Genomic DNA, 17,195 nt, shown 5'->3' on the forward strand with positions numbered 1-17,195 from the left:
GTGCAAGCACTTCCTTCAGCGTTCTACTTGCATGTATTAGGCACGCCGCCAGCGTTCATCCTGAGCCAGGATCAAACTCTCATCAAAAGTTTGAGTCTTCACTCATTTTTCTGTCGCTGACAGATTTGTTCTGCGTTAAATCTTCAGACTTCTTCGTTAAACCTCCTTGGTGAACCTTAGTTCTACCTGCGTCAGTTTGCCTTGAAGTTTTTTGATTTAGCTTCGAATTTATTATTGACAGGTAGTATTCCTACTACCCACACATTGGTATTCGTCTTGTTCAGTTTTCAAAGGTCATGTCTCTCACGAGACAACTTAATCAGTTTATCAAAACCTCAATTGCTTGTCAACACTTTTGTTTAACTTTTTTGAAGTTTTTTTGTTTTCGTTCGTTTGTGCCGAACCATTCTACTGATTTCGTCCCGTTTAAGGAACTCTCCCTTCAGGACTTTATTAGTATACAACATGATGTTGGTCTTGGCAAGAGATATTTTGAAATTATTTTAAAAAAATTCTCAGAGGAGTAAAACCTCTGAGATCTTTTTACTTGTGGCTGACTTTTTTAGTGATAAAATCCCCTACAAATTGAATGGTGAAAATCAGAATAATAATCAAGACTGTTGCCAGGATCGTTACGTCATGATTGTAGCGATTGTAGCCATAGGCAATGGCCACATTCCCCAGACCCCCTGCTCCAACAGCTCCAGCCATGGCAGTTTCACCAACCAAGGAAATCAAGGTTACCGTTGTGACCCGGATAAGATCGGGCAGCCCTTCGCTCAGATAGACACCGATGATGTCTTTAGTCGTTGCTCCGCTGGCTTGGGCCGCTTCAATAACTCCAGAATCCAATTCAGCCAAAACAACTTGTACTTGACGAGCAAAGAAAGCATAGACAGCAAAAGATAGCGGCACAAGAGCAGCGTTTGGCCCAATACTGGTTCCAACAAGAATTTGAGCCAACGGAGAAAGAACCGCAAGCAGGATAATAAACGGAACGGCCCTAAAAATGGAGGTTACCTTATCCAAAGTCCAGTAAACCCACTTATTCTCAAGAACACCACCTGGAGCAGTCAGTACAAGCAATAGACCCGTAACAAGGCCCAAAAATCCACCAATCAGGAAGGCGTAAAAAGTCATATAGAGGGTCAAATAAATGGCCGTCCCCCAGCCTGCTTGTCCAGACCAGCCCATTTTATAAACATTTGGTAAGTAAGTTTCAATAAAATTCATCTTAACGTCCTTCCTTCAGAATTTTAACGCCAACTCCAGATTCCTTTAGTCCTCCGTGTGCCTTCACCAAATTCTCCGCTGAACCAGAGAGAATCACAATCAACTCACCGACCGGAGTATGGTCTAAGATTTCAATATTTCCAAATAAAATATTGGCTGCAACCTCATAATGCTTGGAGAGGTCATGAATAATGGCTTGGTCAGTCACACTACCGGAAAATTTCAAGTGTACCAATTCTTGCCCAGCCGGCAAATGCAGAACACTTTCCTGTTGATATATTTTCCGTAAGGCTTCATCAATCCCAGTCGCTGTCTCCATGAAATCCTTAGTCAAGTCATTCTTAGGATTACTGAAAATATCCAGCACACTACCTTCTTCAATCAGGCGTCCATCTTGCATAACGGCTACACGATTTGCAATATCTTTTACAATCTGCATTTCATGGGTAATCAGAATGATGGTTAATCCCAGACGTTCATTCAATTCCTGAAGTAGTTTCAAAATCTGTTTAGTCGTCTTGGGATCCAAAGCTGAGGTTGACTCATCTGAAATCAAGATTTTCGGGTCATTCGCCAAAGCACGCGCAATCGCCACCCGTTGTTTTTGCCCACCCGACAACTGTGAGGGGTAGTTTTCAGCTCGATCAGCCAAGCCCACTAACTCCAGTAGTTCCTGAACCTTCTTCGCTCTCTCTTCCTTGCTTAAACCGGAATGTTTAAGAGCAAAATCCACATTTTCAGCGGCCGTCTTTTGGCTCATCAAATTGAAATGTTGAAAGATCATTCCAATTTCCCGCCGTTTTTCCCGAAGAGTTTGGGCACTCAATTGCACGTTTCCTTGATCAAAAAACACCTCATGATCAACGACCAACCGCCCCTCTGTTGGAACTTGCAGAAGATTGACAACCCGCACCAAGGTAGATTTCCCTGCCCCAGAGTAGCCTACGATTCCATAGATATCTCCCTGTTGAATCGACAAACTAACATCATCAACAGCAGTAATGACTTTATTTTTCTGGGCAAAGCGAACCCCAATATTTTCAAGTTTAATAATAGCTTCTGACATGACATACTCCTATTTCATACTAAACCAACTTCAAAATCGAAATACTCGAATCTTTCAAAAAATGACTAGAAAAGCCGGGAGTGGGAAAGAACTATTACAGTTGAAAAAGAGTTCGTAACAAGTCTTTATTACAAGTTGTAAGCTGAAACGATTTATCCCCAAATCGTTTCACTCCCACCCCCGCACAGTTGATTAGACTGTTTGACCGAATCAACCACGGCGTCAAAGTATTTTCACTAATTATAGTCTTTTAGTTTGCTTTTAGTACAAGGCAGCGAGTCGCAGGCAGTACTAAAGTACGGCAAGACGAGCTAACACAGTAATAAAAGATAAACTAAAAGAGTATAAAACTTAGTGGCTGATACTTTTTGCCTAGCCTCAAAGAGGCTTGATAAGGTCAGATTTTGAAATTTAATGAGTATTGGTAGCAAAGAAAAGAGTGGGCTTATTTCCAAACCCACTCCCCTTGCTTGGTTTGCATACAGTATCGACTTACCAAACTGGTTGGTCCAAACCTTCTGAGGTTTCTTCGATGACTTTCTTCACATCATCAGTGTGGTAGGCCTTGATCAATTTCTTCAAAGCATCTGCTTTATCAGATTTTTCCCAATCACTCTTAGCAGCAAGAACATTGTACCATTGTTGTGAGTTTTCATCCGCAACTTCAACAAAGAGGGCATTTTTGAAGTCAAGTCCCGCTTCAGATACGAAAGTATTATTGACGACCGCTGCATCTGCTGAGTCTAGAGAGCGAGCTGTTTGACTAGCATCCAGTTCTTTGATGTCCAATTTCTTAGGATTTTCTTTTACGTTAGCAATAGTTGCCAATTCTTTCCCAGAAACATCCAATTTGATCAAACCTGCTGATTGAAGAAGGTACAAAGCGCGGCTCTCATTTGTGGCATCATTCGGAACTGTGATGGTTGCGCCATCCGGGATTTGATCAACGCTAGTATAACGGTTCTTACCATCTTTGGTACCTGAGTAGAGACGGATTGGGGAAATAATGGTATCCGCGATGGCTACCAAATCTCCATTGTTTTCTTCATTCCAGTTGTCCAAGAAGTTATAGTGTTGGAAGTCATTAACGTCCACATCACCATTAGCAGTTGCGATGTTTGGTTGGGAGTAGTCTGTAAACTCTGTGTACTCCAACTTCACACCTTCTTTATCCAACAGCTCTTCAATTTTTTCCCAACGTTTTTCTTCGGAGTCACTTTTAGCCATAAGTCCTACACGAAGCGTGTTAGCATCTGAAGAAGAGCCACCTGTATTTGCACAGGCTGCAAGCGTTAATCCTGCCAAGGCTGTCAGCCCTGCTACTTTCAAAAGCGATTTCAATTTCATAATCAAGCTCCTTTTGTTTTTTCTTGATACTAGGATAACAGACCTCCTTCTGCCTGCCTAGTATGGGATTTTTATTTACATCATAAAAAATATTTATCATGCCGTCTCAAGCTTTAGCCCACAGCAATCGAAAAGGCTGAGGGCAACCCTCAACCTTCTACAGGCATTACCAAACTGGCTGATCCAAACCACCTGATGATTCTTCGATGACTTTTTTCACTTCGTCTGTGTGATAAGCGTTGATCAATTTTTTCAAAGCGTCCGCTTTTGGAGATTCTTCCCAATCTTCTTTAGCCGCTAAGAAGTTGTACCATTGTTTTGAGTTTTCATCCGGTACTTCAACAAAGATGGCCTTTTTGAAATCAATTCCTGCTTCTTGAACAAAATCATTATTAACAATGGCTGCATCTACAGAACCTAAAGAACGAGCTGTTTGGCTAGCATCTAATTCTTTAATATTCAAGTTTTTCGGATTTTCTTTAATATTTGAGAGAGCGGCAAAGGTATTTCCAGAAACATCTAATTTCAATAAACCAGCAGATTGAAGAAGGTAGAGGGCTCGGCTTTCATTTACAGGATCGTTTGGAATTGCGATTGTTCCTCCGTCTGGAATTTGATCGACACTCGTGTAGCGTTCAGAACCATCCTTGGTACCAGAATAAAGACGAAAAGCTGTGAAGTAAGTATCCGCGATTGGAACCAAGGATCCGTTATTCTCTTCATTCCAGTTATTCAAGAAATTATAATGCTGGAAGGCATTGACATCCACTTCCCCATTTGCGGTCGCTTTATTCGGTTGGGAGTAATCTGTAAACTCCGTATACTCCAAGGTAACCCCTTCGTCCTTCAGAAGCTCTTCGATTTTATCCCAGCGCGCTTCCTCCGTATCACTTTTAGCCATCAACCCCACCCGAATAGTGTTGGCATTCTCCTTAGCATCACTTGATGGAGCGCAGGCCGCTAATGCTAAAGCAGCCAAGGTCGTCAATCCTACAATTTTCAATACCGATTTCAATGTCATAAGCAAGCTCCTTTTCTTTTTCTTGATAGTAGAATAACAGAAGCTGACTCCCTAGCCTAGTATTGTTTTTTTATGTTTTCAATAAAAATATTTTATGATGTAAAAATAAAGTAGGGTTACACCTCCTAAACAAAGTAGCAGCAGCAAAAAAGTAGCTCCCCTAGGGAACTACTTTAATAAGATTATTTCAACTCTTCAGCTGTTGGAGCATAGTCTCCGCCAAAGAATTCTTTAGAAAGCTTGTCAAGAGTACCATCTGCTTGAAGCTCTTTGATACGTCCATCCACGAACTCTTTCAACTCATCTTGGCCTTTAGCAAAGATTGGGTAAACAAATGGCTGAGCTGTCTCTGGCAATTCAATAATCTTCAAATTGTTCAAACCTTGGTTCTTGATAATGGTTTCAACAGAGATACGATCAAAAATCTTGTAGTCTGCTTGGCCATCATTCAAACGAGTCATGATTTGTTGGAAGTCTGCTTTTGTATAGGAAAGTTCAGTTGGATTGTCTGCGTGTTCCTTGTTCCACTCTTCCAATTGGGCAGCAGAGTTGGTCCCTTGGACAACTTCAGTTTTCTTGCCACCAAGATCATCCATTGATTTGATGCTGTCATCATCCTTTTGAACAACCAAAACATTCGGATTCTTAGCTACAGGATAAGCATAAAGGTATTTCCCTGCACGCTCCTCTGTGTAAGAAATGTTGTTAACGGCCATTTGGTAACGGTCACTATCCAAACCAGCAAAGATACTTGACCATTCTGTTTTTTCAAATTCCAGGTCATATTTGTCTGAGTCTTTGAAAATTTCTTTCACAACTTCAATCTCGTAACCTGTCAACTCCCCATTTTCATCTTCATAGTTAAATGGTTTTGGTGAAGCATTAGTGGCTACTCGTACAACTTCTTTGCCTGATGCTTCAGAAGAATCTGAGGCATTGTTGGAGCAGGCTGCAATCACGAGGGCAGACGCGGCAACAAGAGCAAGAGAAATAACTTTTTTCAGTTTCATGAAAAACCTCCTTTTAATCTATACTTAAGATAGTAACAGAAAATAAAAGAAATTTCTATTAGCTAGTATTATGAAATACAAAAAAGACCGAAAGTTTCCTTCGGCCCCTTGTCGTTATCAGAATCCGTCTACATTGGTATAGACTTTTTGAACATCTTCATCCTCTTCCAAGACATCCACAAGTTTTTCAAAGACCGCTAGGTCATCACCTTCTAGGTTTACTTCAGATTGAGGAATCATTTCCAATTCTGTTACTTGGAATTCTTCAATTCCCTCTCCACGAAGAGCCTCTACAGCCTTGTACAAATCAGTTGGAGCTGTATAAACGGTGATGCTTCCTTCTTCTGCTTCCACATCATCCACATCTACATCTGCTTCCAACAATAATTCAAAGATGGCATCCGCATCATCGCCTGCAAAGACAATCACACCCTTGTTATCAAACATGTAAGACACAGAACCACTAGCTCCCATGTTTCCACCATTCTTACCAAAGGCTGCACGGATATTCGCCGCTGTACGGTTCACATTAGAAGTAAGGGTATCCACAATCAACATGGAACCATTTGGTCCAAAGCCTTCATAACGACCTTCTGTAAAGGTTTCATCTGTATTTCCCTTAGCCTTATCAATCGCTTTATCAATAACGTGTTTTGGAACCTGTGCTTGTTTAGCCCGATCCACAACGAACTTAAGAGCCGCATTCAACTCAGGATCTGGCTCCCCTTTTTTGGCTGCCACATAGATTTCAACTCCAAATTTCGCATAGATTTTAGAGTTAGCACCATCTTTTGCTGTCTTTTTCGCCACAATATTGGCCCATTTACGTCCCATTTTCTTCTCCTTTAATTACTTGCATTCACGCGTTATTATATCACTTTCCAAAAGCTGACGCAAAAAAGAATTCAATCTCCACCCCATTGGATCGGAATCCGTCCAAAATTTTGCTCGCCAATGCCCTCTTGACCAAGACCATAAATCTTATCTGCCTTCTGGGTCAGAGCATCCCAAGGCTCAGCTCCAATCCGGGTCACCAATTTTACCTTCTTCTTCAAAAGCGCTAGGTGTTGACGCCCACGTTCGGAAAACCCTAGCACATGCAAGGATTCTGGCAAAGGGGCCTCCTGGGCCCCCACCAAGATGTAGGTCAGAACTCTCCGGACCCGTGCCTTGATAAAACGCTTGGTAGCGACCATCCCAACCAGCTCCTCTACGGAGTTTACTCGGTTAATCGCCTGCAACAAGCGTTGGGCCAACTCCGCATTCACTTGGTAAATATCCTCCAGATTGGAATGACTGAGAATCTGGTAGCGCAACAAAGACCAATACAAAGACCAATCTTGCTGAGGGGCTTGGGCTAAAAGACTGGCTACTGGACTATGCCGCTCTATAAAATCCCAATCGCCCCGATGATGCCGCAGGGCCGTTGCGGAGGCATAAGCTTGATCCTTTTCCAAAGAATGAAAACCGGCTCCCTGCCGCTGGACCGCCTTTAGGCTAAGGGCAGTTCCAGCAGCGGCCTTGGTATAGGCCAAGCCTAAAATGTGGTTGGGGCTTTGACCGCTAAAGGTCAGCCCTACAAACGTTTCCCAGGCCGCTTGACTCTTCTGGGGATAAGACAAGGAAGCTGGAAGTTGGTCCATATAGTCCCTCATCTCATCAGCCTTAGTTCGGTAAGTCTCTAGCAGCTGATTGTAATCCCGAACTTCTTCACTTCCAAAAACAAGTTCCTCTACTCCAGCCTTGACTAGAATGTCAACCGCTCCAGCTGCAAAAAAATCGGCTGCCTGAACGCTGACTAAAAAGGGAAGTTCCAAAACCAAATCTGCCCCCTGAGACAAGGCCATCTGAGCCCTAATCCATTTATCCACAAAAGCCGGCTCTCCTCGCTGAACAAAATTCCCAGACATGGCCACAATCTTGAGCCCCTCCATCTGGTCCAACAGGTAACGATGACCATTATGAAAGGGGTTAAACTCGGCAACAACTCCGCTTATTTTCATGGTTTCTCCGCCACGAAGAACCAACGCAGACTTTTTTCATCTGGAGCTTGGTTGGTGAAATCCGCAAAGACTTGAATATTGGTAAAACCAGCTTGTTCCAGCAAAATCTCATAAGTCAAGCGTTCATAAGTCCTTTCTTCATGCACTTCGTCCTTGCGGACAAAACGTCCATCTTCTTCTTGCAAAAAGAAGGTTAATTCATGAACAATAGAATACGGAGGCTCATCCGGATAAGAATCCCAAACAAAAGCAAAGTCTTCCGCATTTTCATGGTAGCTGTAACCCGGATAGACCTCTTCCATTTGGTAAATGGAATGGACGTCAAAGAGAAAACGGCCGCCAGATTTAAGGACTTGGAAAACTTGCTGGAAAGCATCCCCAACTTCAACTTCATCTTCTAAATAACAGATCGAATCCGAGTAGCAAGTCACGGCATCCACCGCTTCCATGGCCGGTAAGGCAAGCATATTTCCTTGAAGAAACTCTAGCTCCCGCCCTGCTTCCTTGGCCCGTTTCTGGGCAAGTTCCACCATCTCTGGGCTCAAATCCAAGCCCTTGACCCGGTAGCCAGCCCGATCCAACTTAAGGGATAGAATCCCAGTTCCACAAGCTAATTCCAAGATGTCTTTTGTATCTGGGGCAAGATGCTCTTGCGTAAAAGCTAGCCACTGATCATAAAGTTGTTCATCCATAATGGAATCATAAACACGCGCAAATGTTTCATAAGTAGTCATCAGATACCTCTATATTCGAAAAAGAGGACAACCTGTTTTTTCCAAACACTGCCCTCCCTCTTTCACTTTTTTAATCTATATAGCTAGAAATGTCGACCATTTCAGCCTCATGCCACAATTTTTCTAAATTGTAATCATTGCGAACTTCCTCTGAAAAGATATGGAAAACCACAGCTCCCAAATCCAAAAGAACCCAGCCACTGGCTACGTTGCCCTCAAGAGGACCGACTTCTAGACCCGTTTCTTGGGCTTTTTCACGGACATTATCTGCAATTGCTTCTAATTGGCGGCTGTTCATGGAGCTAGCAATCACAAAATAATCTGTCACACTCGTCAACCCTTGAACATCTAAGGCAACAAGATCCTCCGCCCGTTTTTCATCCGCAGCTTTCACAACAAGTTCTAATAATTGTTTTTCTTCCATTCTTTACCTCTCTAAAAAGTGTCTGTATGCATTGTAAGTTTCTAAGGTTTGAGGATAAATAGGAATTCTTTTTTTAGCTAAAAAAGAAAGAGTCTCGGCTGTTTCATAAGCCACTCCCCCTTCCAGAGAAGAAAAAGCGATCCGCCTTGCTTCCTCAACACCCGGAAAATTCCGACCCACTTCGATATAGTCCGCCACATAGAGAATCATATCCAAGGGCGACATCTCTGCTTTACCGATGGTATGAACACGAATGGCTTCTAGAATCTCTGGATTCTCCAGACCAAGTTCCTCTTGTATGGCATAAATCCCAAGATAGCCATGCCACAGATTATTTCCCCACTGCAGCAAATCTGGATCTAAATTCCGTTCTTGAATCAGCTGCTGAAAATAGCTGTCCGGCTTTTCCTTGGCGTAATCATGTAGCAACCCAGCCAAACCAGCCTTGATAGGATCCTGACCATAGGCTTCCGCCAATTGAATGGCAGCTTTTTCGACATTCAAGACATGCTGATAACGATGAGGGCTGAGGGTTTGCTCTAAGCGTTCCAACAAATCATCTCTGTCAAAGGGGAGATAGGCAGCATAGGTCATTTGTACAAGCCCTCACGTTTGATGTAGTTCCAAACCAGCTCCGGTAGCAGAAAGTTCGGCTCACGGCCTGCTGCGATAAAATCACGAACCATGCTGGAGGAAATATCCATTAGTGGGACATCAACCCAGATAACCGGATAGGAGGTTCCCGCCTTGTATTTGGGACGTTGGACACCAACAAACTGTACCAATTCCAAGAGCTCATCAATACGATGCCATTTAGGAAGGTATTCCACCATATCCGCTCCGATAATAAAGTAATAATCCGTGTCTGGATTCGCTTCCGTTAGGATTTTCATACTGTCATAGGTGTAGCTAATCCCCTTACGTTCCAATTCCAAACGTTCAATCCCTAAACCTTCTTTTCCATTCAAGGCTAATTCCAACATCATTAAACGGTGGTGCTGGTCAATGGTTTCTTTTTTATCCTTGTGAGGGGGAATAAACTCTGGCATGAGCAAGACCTGGTCCAAACTCAACTGCTGCCGCACCTGATCCGCTACTAAAAGGTGGGCGTTATGGACGGGATTGAAATTCCCTCCCAAAATCCCGACTTGTTTGCGTTTCTTTTCTGGTAAATCCGGTTGTAGAGCAACCTTGGTGAAAGGTGTGACTAGTTCAAGTGCCATCGTTTCTCCTTTTTAAACCTCACGAACTTTAATGGACAGTTTACGGTTTTCTTTTTTAGCAGAAGGTTTGAAGAGAATGAGAATACGACCAATCTTTTGGACAGTATCCAACCCGATTTCTTCTTCCAGAGTTTCTGCAACGTCATGAATATTTTCATCTGTATTTTGCAACAGAGTGATCTTAATCAATTCACGCGCATCCAAGGCATTACGGATGCTAGTCTTGATTTCATCATTCAAACCATTTTTTCCAATTTGGATAATAGGCTTCATATGATGAGCTTCAGCCTTCAAAAAGGCTCTTTGTTTGCTTGTTAGTGACATAATTCTCCTTAATACTCTTCAAATTTCAACGTCTAGCTTCGTCAGTTTCCTAGTTATTTCCTTGATATACTCTTTTAGTTTATTTTTTATTACTGTGTTAGCTCGTCTTGCCGTACTTTAGTACTGCCTGCGACTCGCTGCCTTGTACTAAAAGCAAACTAAAAGACTATACACATTGAATTTCAAAATCTGACTTTGTCAAGCCTCTTTGATGAACTTTTTGATTACGTGCCCTGTACGCTTTATCGATAATATTCAACAAGTCTCCCAGACCTGTTGAACAATCTTCATCGGCTTTTCTAGTCAGCTCTTTGAAAGATTCGAGTATTTAAATTTTAAAAAAATCAAATATGGGTTAAATAATAGCTGGGCGTACCAAAACGGCAACTCCTTCAGGTGCCCAGGCAACTAGACGAGCTGCTTGGGGGATGCGGACCCATCCCAAACCTGAAAAGACCACATCGCTCTTCTCCGTAATGGTCAAATTGTGGGGTACCAGTCTTGGGAAAGTATCCACCTGTTTCTTTCTTGGTGGCTGCAATAGATCTCCGACATGTTTGTCATAAAAGGCATCTGCTCCGGCTAGTTTGGTTCGATGGATGGTCAGTTCGTTCTCAAAATAAGCTGTAAAACCTTGGCGATCGCCAGCTTCAAAATCCAAACGGGCTAATCCACCAAAGAACAGTGTTTGTTCTGGATTGAGTTGGTAGGTTTTAGGCTTTAACTCCTTTTTCGGACTGACTAATTTCAAATCCTTACCTTCCAGATAATGGGCCATCTGGTAGCGATGGATAATCCCAGGGGTATCATAGATAAAGCGGCCATCTTCTAAAGGAATTTCAATCTTATCCAGGGTTGTCCCTGGGAAACGACTGGTTGTAATCACATCCTTATCCCCTGACAATTCCTGAATAATGGCATTGATCAGAGTGGATTTTCCTACATTGGTCACCCCTACCACATAGACATCACGGCCTTTGCGGTAACGATCGATTTTCTCGATCAAGTCTTTAATAGCTTCCTTGTTTTGTGCACTGGTTAATTGGACTTCAATCGGCCGTAGACCTTCTTCATGAGCTCGCTCGGTCAACCATCGCAATAGTTTTTTATCCTTAACCGATTTTGGCAAAATGTCCTTTTTATTTCCAACAAGCAGAACATCATTGCCTGATACAAACCGTGACAAACCAGGGATAACCGACCCGTTAAAGTCAAAGATATCGATAACATTAACCACCAGAGCATCGCTATCGCCAACCTCGTGCAGGAGACGAAGAAAGTCCTCATCCGTCATCTCCACATCGCTAATTTCGTTGTAATGACGAAGGCGGAAGCAACGTTGGCAGTAAAGTTCCCCAGTTTCCAACCCTTTCTCCAAGGCTGAAGGCGGAGTGAAACCCGCTTTCTCCTTCTGCTCTGTTTGAATTTCGGCACCACAGCCGATACAAAATAATGTTTCTTGCATTTACAATCCTTTGTGAAATTTCATTGGGCCGTATTTTTCTTCCATTTTTTTAAGAACACGACGTTCCCGAGCCCGGTTAAACTTGGTATTGATGGAATCGTGTTGGACCAAAGGCTTGACCAAGATCGACCGAATCCCAGCCCGATGAGCTGCCCGAATATCGGTCATCAATTGATCTCCGACCATGACCACCTTGGACCGATCGACCCCAAGCTTGGCTAAGGCACGGTTGATGCCAAAGGCAAAGGGTTTTAAAGCCCAATAGACATAGCCAATCCCGAACTTCTCAACGGCTCGCGTAACCCGTTTCTTGGTATTATTGGAAACCACCATAATCCGAATACCCGCATCCTGTACTTGATGCAACCAGTTCTTCATCTCAGTGGTTCCATCGGGATTATTCCATGCAATCAAGGTATTATCCAAATCAACCAAAACCGCTTCAATTCCCAATTTTTTCAAATCTTCTACCGCGATATCATAGACCGCTTCAACCGTGTAATCCGGCTTATATTGCTCAATTGACACAAGCTACTCCATTTTCCACTGTACTAGTTTCCATTATACCACATCCCCATCTTTTGCTTCAAAAGGAAAGCCAAGTTGATGATAGGCCTTCCACAAGGCATAACCCGCGACCACAAAGGCAATGAAATCAGCTAGGGGCATAGCATAGGCTAGTCCCGCAACCCCGAAAAAGCGCGGCATCAGCAAGAGGAGCGGTAAAATCAACCCCAGTTGCTTAAGGAGAGAAATCTTAGCTCCCATCTTGGCCTGGCCGATAGCTGGAAAATAAGTAGCTGAAAAAATCTGCACCCCATTCACAAAAGAAAAGAGGAAAAAGGCCCGCATATAGGCAATCCCAAATTCAAAATAGGCATCACCCCCCGATCCAAACAAGGTTAAAAACTCATAAGGAAACCCTTCAAAAGCCAACCAGGTCCCCACACCAATGACAGACACCCAAGCAATGGCAATCCGAATGGTCTCCTGCACCCGATCCCAATTTTCCGCTCCATAGTTGAAACTCAATATCGGCTGGGAACCTTGAACAATCCCAATAATCAGAGAAATCATAATGACATTAATTTTAGCCACGATCCCAGCCACCGCTATGGGAATCTCACTCCCATAAACCGAGGTCTCCCCATAAAAGCGAAGGGACTGGTTGGTCACAATCTGCACCAACAAGTTGGAGGATTGGAAAATAAAGGACGCCATTCCCAAAGAAGCAAAGGAAGCAACCAAAGACCTCTTCAAATGGAAATCCTCCCGCTGGAGCTGCACACTCTTAAAACGAGGAAGGTAAAACGCTAAAATCAAGGCTGAAACCAATTGTCCCAGAACCGTTGCCCAAGCAGCACCAGCCATCCCCCAACCAAAGCTAAAAATAAACAGGGGGTCTAGTAGGGTATTTACAACTGCCCCTGAAATAATCGCCACCATCGAATAGGTAGAGGAACCATCTGCCCGAACCAAGGGGTTCGCCCCAATAGCAAATAACAAAAAGGGAACTCCCCAAATAGACACACTGGTATAGGTCAAGGCTAAATCATAGATACTGTCCGTTGCCCCGAAAAGAGTCAACAGTGGTCCCAAGAAAACTTGCAGGACTAGACACAAGAGGAGACCCACTACCGTAAGTGTCGCAAAGGCATTCCCCATGACTTTCTTGGCTAAGGCATTGTTTCCACGCCCCAACTCCAAGTTAAAGCGGGCCGCAGCTCCTAACCCTAACATCAACCCTAATGCCAAACACAAGGTCGTTAAAGGAAAAGCCACATTGGTTGCCGCATTCCCTAAATAACCAATCCCCTGACCAATAAAAATCTGATCCACAATATTGTAGAGAGCGTTGACAACATTGGCAATCACCGCCGGGATGGCCAATTGCCGTAAGAGGGACAAAATCGAAGCCCTTCCCAATTTATTCTTTTCCATACACACTCCTTTCATGAATATTTCCAAAACCAAGAGAAAGGTCGGGATACTGATTACAGTATCTCGACCTTCCAAAGTCTTAGTCTTCTAATAATTTTTGCAATTCCTCTTTGAGAAGAGCTTGGGCCACTTGTGGGTTGGCTTGTCCCTTGGTTGCCTTCATCAGGAAGCCTGTAAAGGCCTTATCTGCATTGCGCTTGCCTGACTTGAAGTCTGCCACCGCTGCAGGCTGGTCTTGGAAGACTTGGTGAATGATTGGAATCAAGACTGCTGGATCAGAAATTTGAACCAAGCCGGCTTTCTCAACATATTCACGCGCTGACCCGCCATTTTTGGCCAGATGTACAAAGACTTTTTTGGCAATCTTAGATGAAATCGTCGCATCCGCAATCAAGCCAATCATCTCCACCAAATTCTCTGGAGTCAAGGCAATTTGTTCCAAACTTTGACCATTCGCATTTAGGTATTGAGCCACTTCTCCTTGTAACCAGTTGGAGACTTGTTTCGCATCTCCACCTAGAGCCACTGCTGTTTCAAAGAAGTCCGATTGAAATTTGTTGGCTGTCAATTGACGGGCATCATAGTCACTCAAACCAAGCTCATCACGGTAACGTTGGCGACGTTCCTTAGGAAAGGCTGGTAACTCTTGACGAACTGCTTCAATCCAAGCATCGTCCAACTGAACTCGTGGAAGATCTGGCTCTGGGAAATAGCGGTAATCCGCTGCACCTTCCTTGACCCGCATGAGGATGGTTTCACCAGTTGCCTCATCATAGCGGCGAGTTTCTTGTCGAATCACACCACCTGAGCGTAGAATTTCGGCCTGGCGTTTGATTTCATACTCCAACCCTTTACGCACATAGTTAAAGGAGTTGAGGTTTTTCAATTCTGTTTTGGTTCCAAAAGCTTCTTGTCCATATGGTCGAAGAGAAATATTGGCATCCACCCGCATGGACCCCTCTTCCATCTTGACATCAGAAATACCGGTATACTGGATGATTTCTTTTAGAGCAGTCAAGTAAGCATAGGCTTCTTCTGGACTCCGCATGTCCGCTTCCGAAACAATCTCAATCAAGGGAACCCCTTGGCGGTTCAAGTCTACATAAGAATAGCCATCCGTTCCGTGAGTATTTTTTCCCGCATCTTCTTCTAAATGTGCCCGTTCTACACGGATTTTCTTGGTGGAACCATCCTCCAATTCAATCTCAATCCAACCATTGTAGCCAATCGGTTCATCAAATTGAGAGATTTGGTAGGCTTTGGGATTATCAGGATAGAAATAATTTTTACGGTCAAAATGCATGTCCCGATGTAAATCCATATTAAGAGCTAGGGACGCCTTAATTCCAGCATCCACAACACCTTTGTTCAAGACGGGCAAGACTCCCGGAAAAGCCCAGTCAATAATATTGGTATTGGCATTTGGATCCTCACCAAAATGCGCAGGAGCTGGTGAAAAAATCTTGGAAGCTGTTTTCAATTCCACGTGGACTTCCAATCCAATAATGGTTTCAAAATTCATGACTAAACTCCTCCGAAAATCGCTGGTTTTTCTAAGTGGTAACTAGTTGCGGCTTCAAAAGCTGCAGCAGCCTGATACAATGTTTCTTCTTGGAAATGGTTGGCAATCAGCTGCAGACCAACTGGTAGGCCATCCGCAAAGCCGGCTGGCAAGGACATTCCTGGTAGACCGGCTAAGTTTACTGGAATAGTCAAAAGGTCCGCTAAATACATTGAAACGGGATCCTCAATCCGGCTTCCCAAATCAAAGGCAACTGTTGGAGAAGTTGGTCCCATAATGAGGTCATAGCCCGCAAAGACTTTCTTGAAGTCCTCAATAATCAAAGTTCTCACCTGACCAGCCTTCTTGAAGTAGGCATCGTAGAAACCAGATGACAAACTGAAGTTCCCCAGCATAATCCGACGCTTGACCTCGTCTCCAAAGCCTTGACTCCGTGTCTTCACATAGACATCTTCAAGATTTTCGATATCTTCTGCTCTAAATCCATAACGAATACCGTCAAAACGTTGAAGATTGGATGCGGCTTCTGAAGAGGCAATGATGTAATAAACGGCTACACCATAGCGACTGTGGGGAAGACTCACTTCTTCTACACGCGCGCCTAGCTCTTCAAACTTCTTAGCAGCAGCCAAGATTTGTTCCTTAACCGCTGGATCAATCCCTTCACCCATATACTCTTTAGGAAGAGCGATTTTCATACCGGTCAAATCTTGACCAATCTTACTAGTGAAATCTGGAACAGCAAGAGGTGCAGACGTTGCATCCCGATGATCATGACCAGACAAAGCTCCAAGCAAGTGCGCATTTTCTCGAACGGTTGGTGCAAATGGACCAATTTGATCCAAGGAAGATGCAAAGGCAATCAGACCAAAACGTGAAATTCGGCCATACGTCGGCTTCATCCCCACAATTCCATTAAAGGCTGCCGGTTGACGAATCGAACCGCCTGTATCAGACCCCAAGGACAAGCGGACTTGCCCTCCCGCCACAGCTGAGGCAGAACCACCAGAGGAACCTCCTGGCACCTTGTTTTGATCCCAAGCATTTTTACTTGGTTTGAAATAGGATGTCTCATTGGAACCTCCCATGGCAAATTCATCCATGTTGGTTTTCCCAATCACGATCATCTCCTTTTTATAGAGATTTTCAACACTAGTCGCATCAAAAATTGGCTTATAGTTGTAGAGCATTTTTGATGCCGCAGTCGTCAAAATTCCTTTAGTAGAGATGTTATCCTTAACTGCTACAGGAATCCCGCTTAATACATTGTCGGCATCTACACCCTTAGCATCTAAAGCACGAGCTTGTTCCAAAGCCATCTCATCATTAATCGTGATGAAATTGCCCAGCGCTGCTTCCCGTTCTTGAATATCCGCCAAGGTTTCCTTGGTCAATTCTTCAACTGAAATCTCTTTTTTGACCAAAAGCTCGTGTAATTGATCGATGGTTTGTTCTTGCAATCTCATTAATGGCTGCCTCCCTCTTCGAAAATGGCTGGAACTTTGATGAAGCCCTTGTCTTTTTCAGGTACATTTTCAAATAACTCTTCTCGATTCCATCCCGCTTGGGCTTGGTCTTCACGAAGAACGTTAACCTGGGTTACAACTGAGGATGTCACAGCAACCCCGTCTGTATCCAATTCATTTAACATTTCAACCATATCGACAATCTTAGTAAGATCCGTCGCAAATTTCTCTGTCTCTTCCGCAGTGAAGGCTAATTTTGATAGATTGGCCACATGAGCCACTTCTTGATGTGAAATCTTCATTCTGTCTCCTTTAAGGTTCCATGTAAATCTTCCTTATTTTACCACATTTCAGGCGTGAAAAATAGGTTGAGACAAAAATCTCAACCTTCCTATTTTAAATAGTATAATCCCGTT

At 43.5% G+C, this 17,195-nt stretch carries 18 protein-coding genes and 1 rRNA gene; all 19 read right to left on the reverse strand.

Going from position 1 to position 17,195, the window contains the following annotated elements; genetic code table 11:
* Nucleotides 1-87: ribosomal RNA gene (locus JEQ21_RS04675) — 16S ribosomal RNA — on the reverse strand; the annotation flags it as partial.
* A gap of 456 nt (nucleotides 88-543) precedes the next feature.
* A complete protein-coding gene (locus tag JEQ21_RS04680) occupies nucleotides 544-1,233 on the reverse strand; it encodes a methionine ABC transporter permease (protein WP_196091598.1) in 690 nt (229 codons plus the stop codon).
* Between the two features lies 1 nt (nucleotide 1,234).
* Complete coding sequence (locus tag JEQ21_RS04685; protein WP_196091599.1) at nucleotides 1,235-2,299, reverse strand: methionine ABC transporter ATP-binding protein; 1,065 nt, start codon at nucleotides 2,297-2,299, stop codon at nucleotides 1,235-1,237.
* A gap of 492 nt (nucleotides 2,300-2,791) precedes the next feature.
* Nucleotides 2,792-3,646, reverse strand: coding sequence for a MetQ/NlpA family ABC transporter substrate-binding protein (locus JEQ21_RS04690; protein WP_199364298.1), 855 nt, complete (start codon nucleotides 3,644-3,646; stop codon nucleotides 2,792-2,794).
* Nucleotides 3,647-3,812: 166 nt separating this feature from the next.
* Entirely contained in the window at nucleotides 3,813-4,667 is an 855-nt protein-coding gene (locus tag JEQ21_RS04695; RefSeq protein WP_199364300.1) for a MetQ/NlpA family ABC transporter substrate-binding protein, read from the reverse strand.
* Between the two features lie 182 nt (nucleotides 4,668-4,849).
* On the reverse strand, nucleotides 4,850-5,677 hold the full coding sequence (locus tag JEQ21_RS04700; RefSeq protein WP_442805115.1) for an amino acid ABC transporter substrate-binding protein: 828 nt from the start codon (nucleotides 5,675-5,677) through the stop codon (nucleotides 4,850-4,852).
* A 117-nt stretch (nucleotides 5,678-5,794) separates the two neighbouring features.
* Entirely contained in the window at nucleotides 5,795-6,511 is a 717-nt protein-coding gene (locus JEQ21_RS04705) for a YebC/PmpR family DNA-binding transcriptional regulator (protein ID WP_196091602.1), read from the reverse strand.
* Between the two features lie 71 nt (nucleotides 6,512-6,582).
* Entirely contained in the window at nucleotides 6,583-7,680 is a 1,098-nt protein-coding gene (locus JEQ21_RS04710) for a nucleotidyltransferase (RefSeq protein ID WP_199364302.1), read from the reverse strand.
* On the reverse strand, nucleotides 7,677-8,414 hold the full coding sequence (locus JEQ21_RS04715; protein ID WP_199364304.1) for a class I SAM-dependent DNA methyltransferase: 738 nt from the start codon (nucleotides 8,412-8,414) through the stop codon (nucleotides 7,677-7,679). Before JEQ21_RS04715 ends, JEQ21_RS04710 begins: the two co-directional genes overlap by 4 nt.
* 70 nt (nucleotides 8,415-8,484) lie before the next feature.
* Nucleotides 8,485-8,838, reverse strand: coding sequence for a ribosome silencing factor (gene rsfS / locus JEQ21_RS04720; RefSeq protein ID WP_199364314.1), 354 nt, complete (start codon nucleotides 8,836-8,838; stop codon nucleotides 8,485-8,487).
* A gap of 3 nt (nucleotides 8,839-8,841) precedes the next feature.
* The gene (yqeK, locus tag JEQ21_RS04725) at nucleotides 8,842-9,432 is read right to left on the reverse strand and encodes a bis(5'-nucleosyl)-tetraphosphatase (symmetrical) YqeK (protein WP_199364317.1); all 591 of its coding nucleotides are present in this window, start codon (nucleotides 9,430-9,432) and stop codon (nucleotides 8,842-8,844) included.
* On the reverse strand, nucleotides 9,429-10,061 hold the full coding sequence (locus tag JEQ21_RS04730; protein WP_196091607.1) for a nicotinate-nucleotide adenylyltransferase: 633 nt from the start codon (nucleotides 10,059-10,061) through the stop codon (nucleotides 9,429-9,431). The genes yqeK and JEQ21_RS04730 overlap by 4 nt, the downstream gene beginning before the upstream one ends.
* Nucleotides 10,062-10,073: 12 nt before the next feature.
* A complete protein-coding gene (gene yhbY / locus JEQ21_RS04735; RefSeq protein ID WP_196091608.1) occupies nucleotides 10,074-10,385 on the reverse strand; it encodes a ribosome assembly RNA-binding protein YhbY in 312 nt (103 codons plus the stop codon).
* 355 nt (nucleotides 10,386-10,740) lie between these two features.
* Complete coding sequence (gene yqeH / locus JEQ21_RS04740; RefSeq protein ID WP_196091609.1) at nucleotides 10,741-11,850, reverse strand: ribosome biogenesis GTPase YqeH; 1,110 nt, start codon at nucleotides 11,848-11,850, stop codon at nucleotides 10,741-10,743.
* Nucleotides 11,851-12,378 (reverse strand): YqeG family HAD IIIA-type phosphatase, encoded by a 528-nt coding sequence (locus JEQ21_RS04745; protein ID WP_199364319.1) that lies wholly within the window; start codon nucleotides 12,376-12,378, stop codon nucleotides 11,851-11,853. It lies immediately after the preceding gene.
* Nucleotides 12,379-12,411: 33 nt separating this feature from the next.
* Nucleotides 12,412-13,791, reverse strand: a complete 1,380-nt coding sequence (locus tag JEQ21_RS04750) for an MATE family efflux transporter (protein ID WP_199364321.1) — start codon at nucleotides 13,789-13,791, stop codon at nucleotides 12,412-12,414.
* A gap of 79 nt (nucleotides 13,792-13,870) precedes the next feature.
* The gene (gatB, locus tag JEQ21_RS04755) at nucleotides 13,871-15,313 is read right to left on the reverse strand and encodes an Asp-tRNA(Asn)/Glu-tRNA(Gln) amidotransferase subunit GatB (RefSeq protein WP_196091612.1); all 1,443 of its coding nucleotides are present in this window, start codon (nucleotides 15,311-15,313) and stop codon (nucleotides 13,871-13,873) included.
* Nucleotides 15,314-15,315: 2 nt separating this feature from the next.
* Entirely contained in the window at nucleotides 15,316-16,779 is a 1,464-nt protein-coding gene (gene gatA / locus JEQ21_RS04760; protein WP_199364322.1) for an Asp-tRNA(Asn)/Glu-tRNA(Gln) amidotransferase subunit GatA, read from the reverse strand.
* The gene (gene gatC / locus JEQ21_RS04765; RefSeq protein ID WP_199364324.1) at nucleotides 16,779-17,081 is read right to left on the reverse strand and encodes an Asp-tRNA(Asn)/Glu-tRNA(Gln) amidotransferase subunit GatC; all 303 of its coding nucleotides are present in this window, start codon (nucleotides 17,079-17,081) and stop codon (nucleotides 16,779-16,781) included. Before gatC ends, gatA begins: the two co-directional genes overlap by 1 nt.
* Nucleotides 17,082-17,195 lie beyond the last annotated feature (114 nt).

The organism is Streptococcus sp. 121 (assembly GCF_016458205.1).
In the GTDB taxonomy this organism is placed as follows: domain Bacteria; phylum Bacillota; class Bacilli; order Lactobacillales; family Streptococcaceae; genus Streptococcus.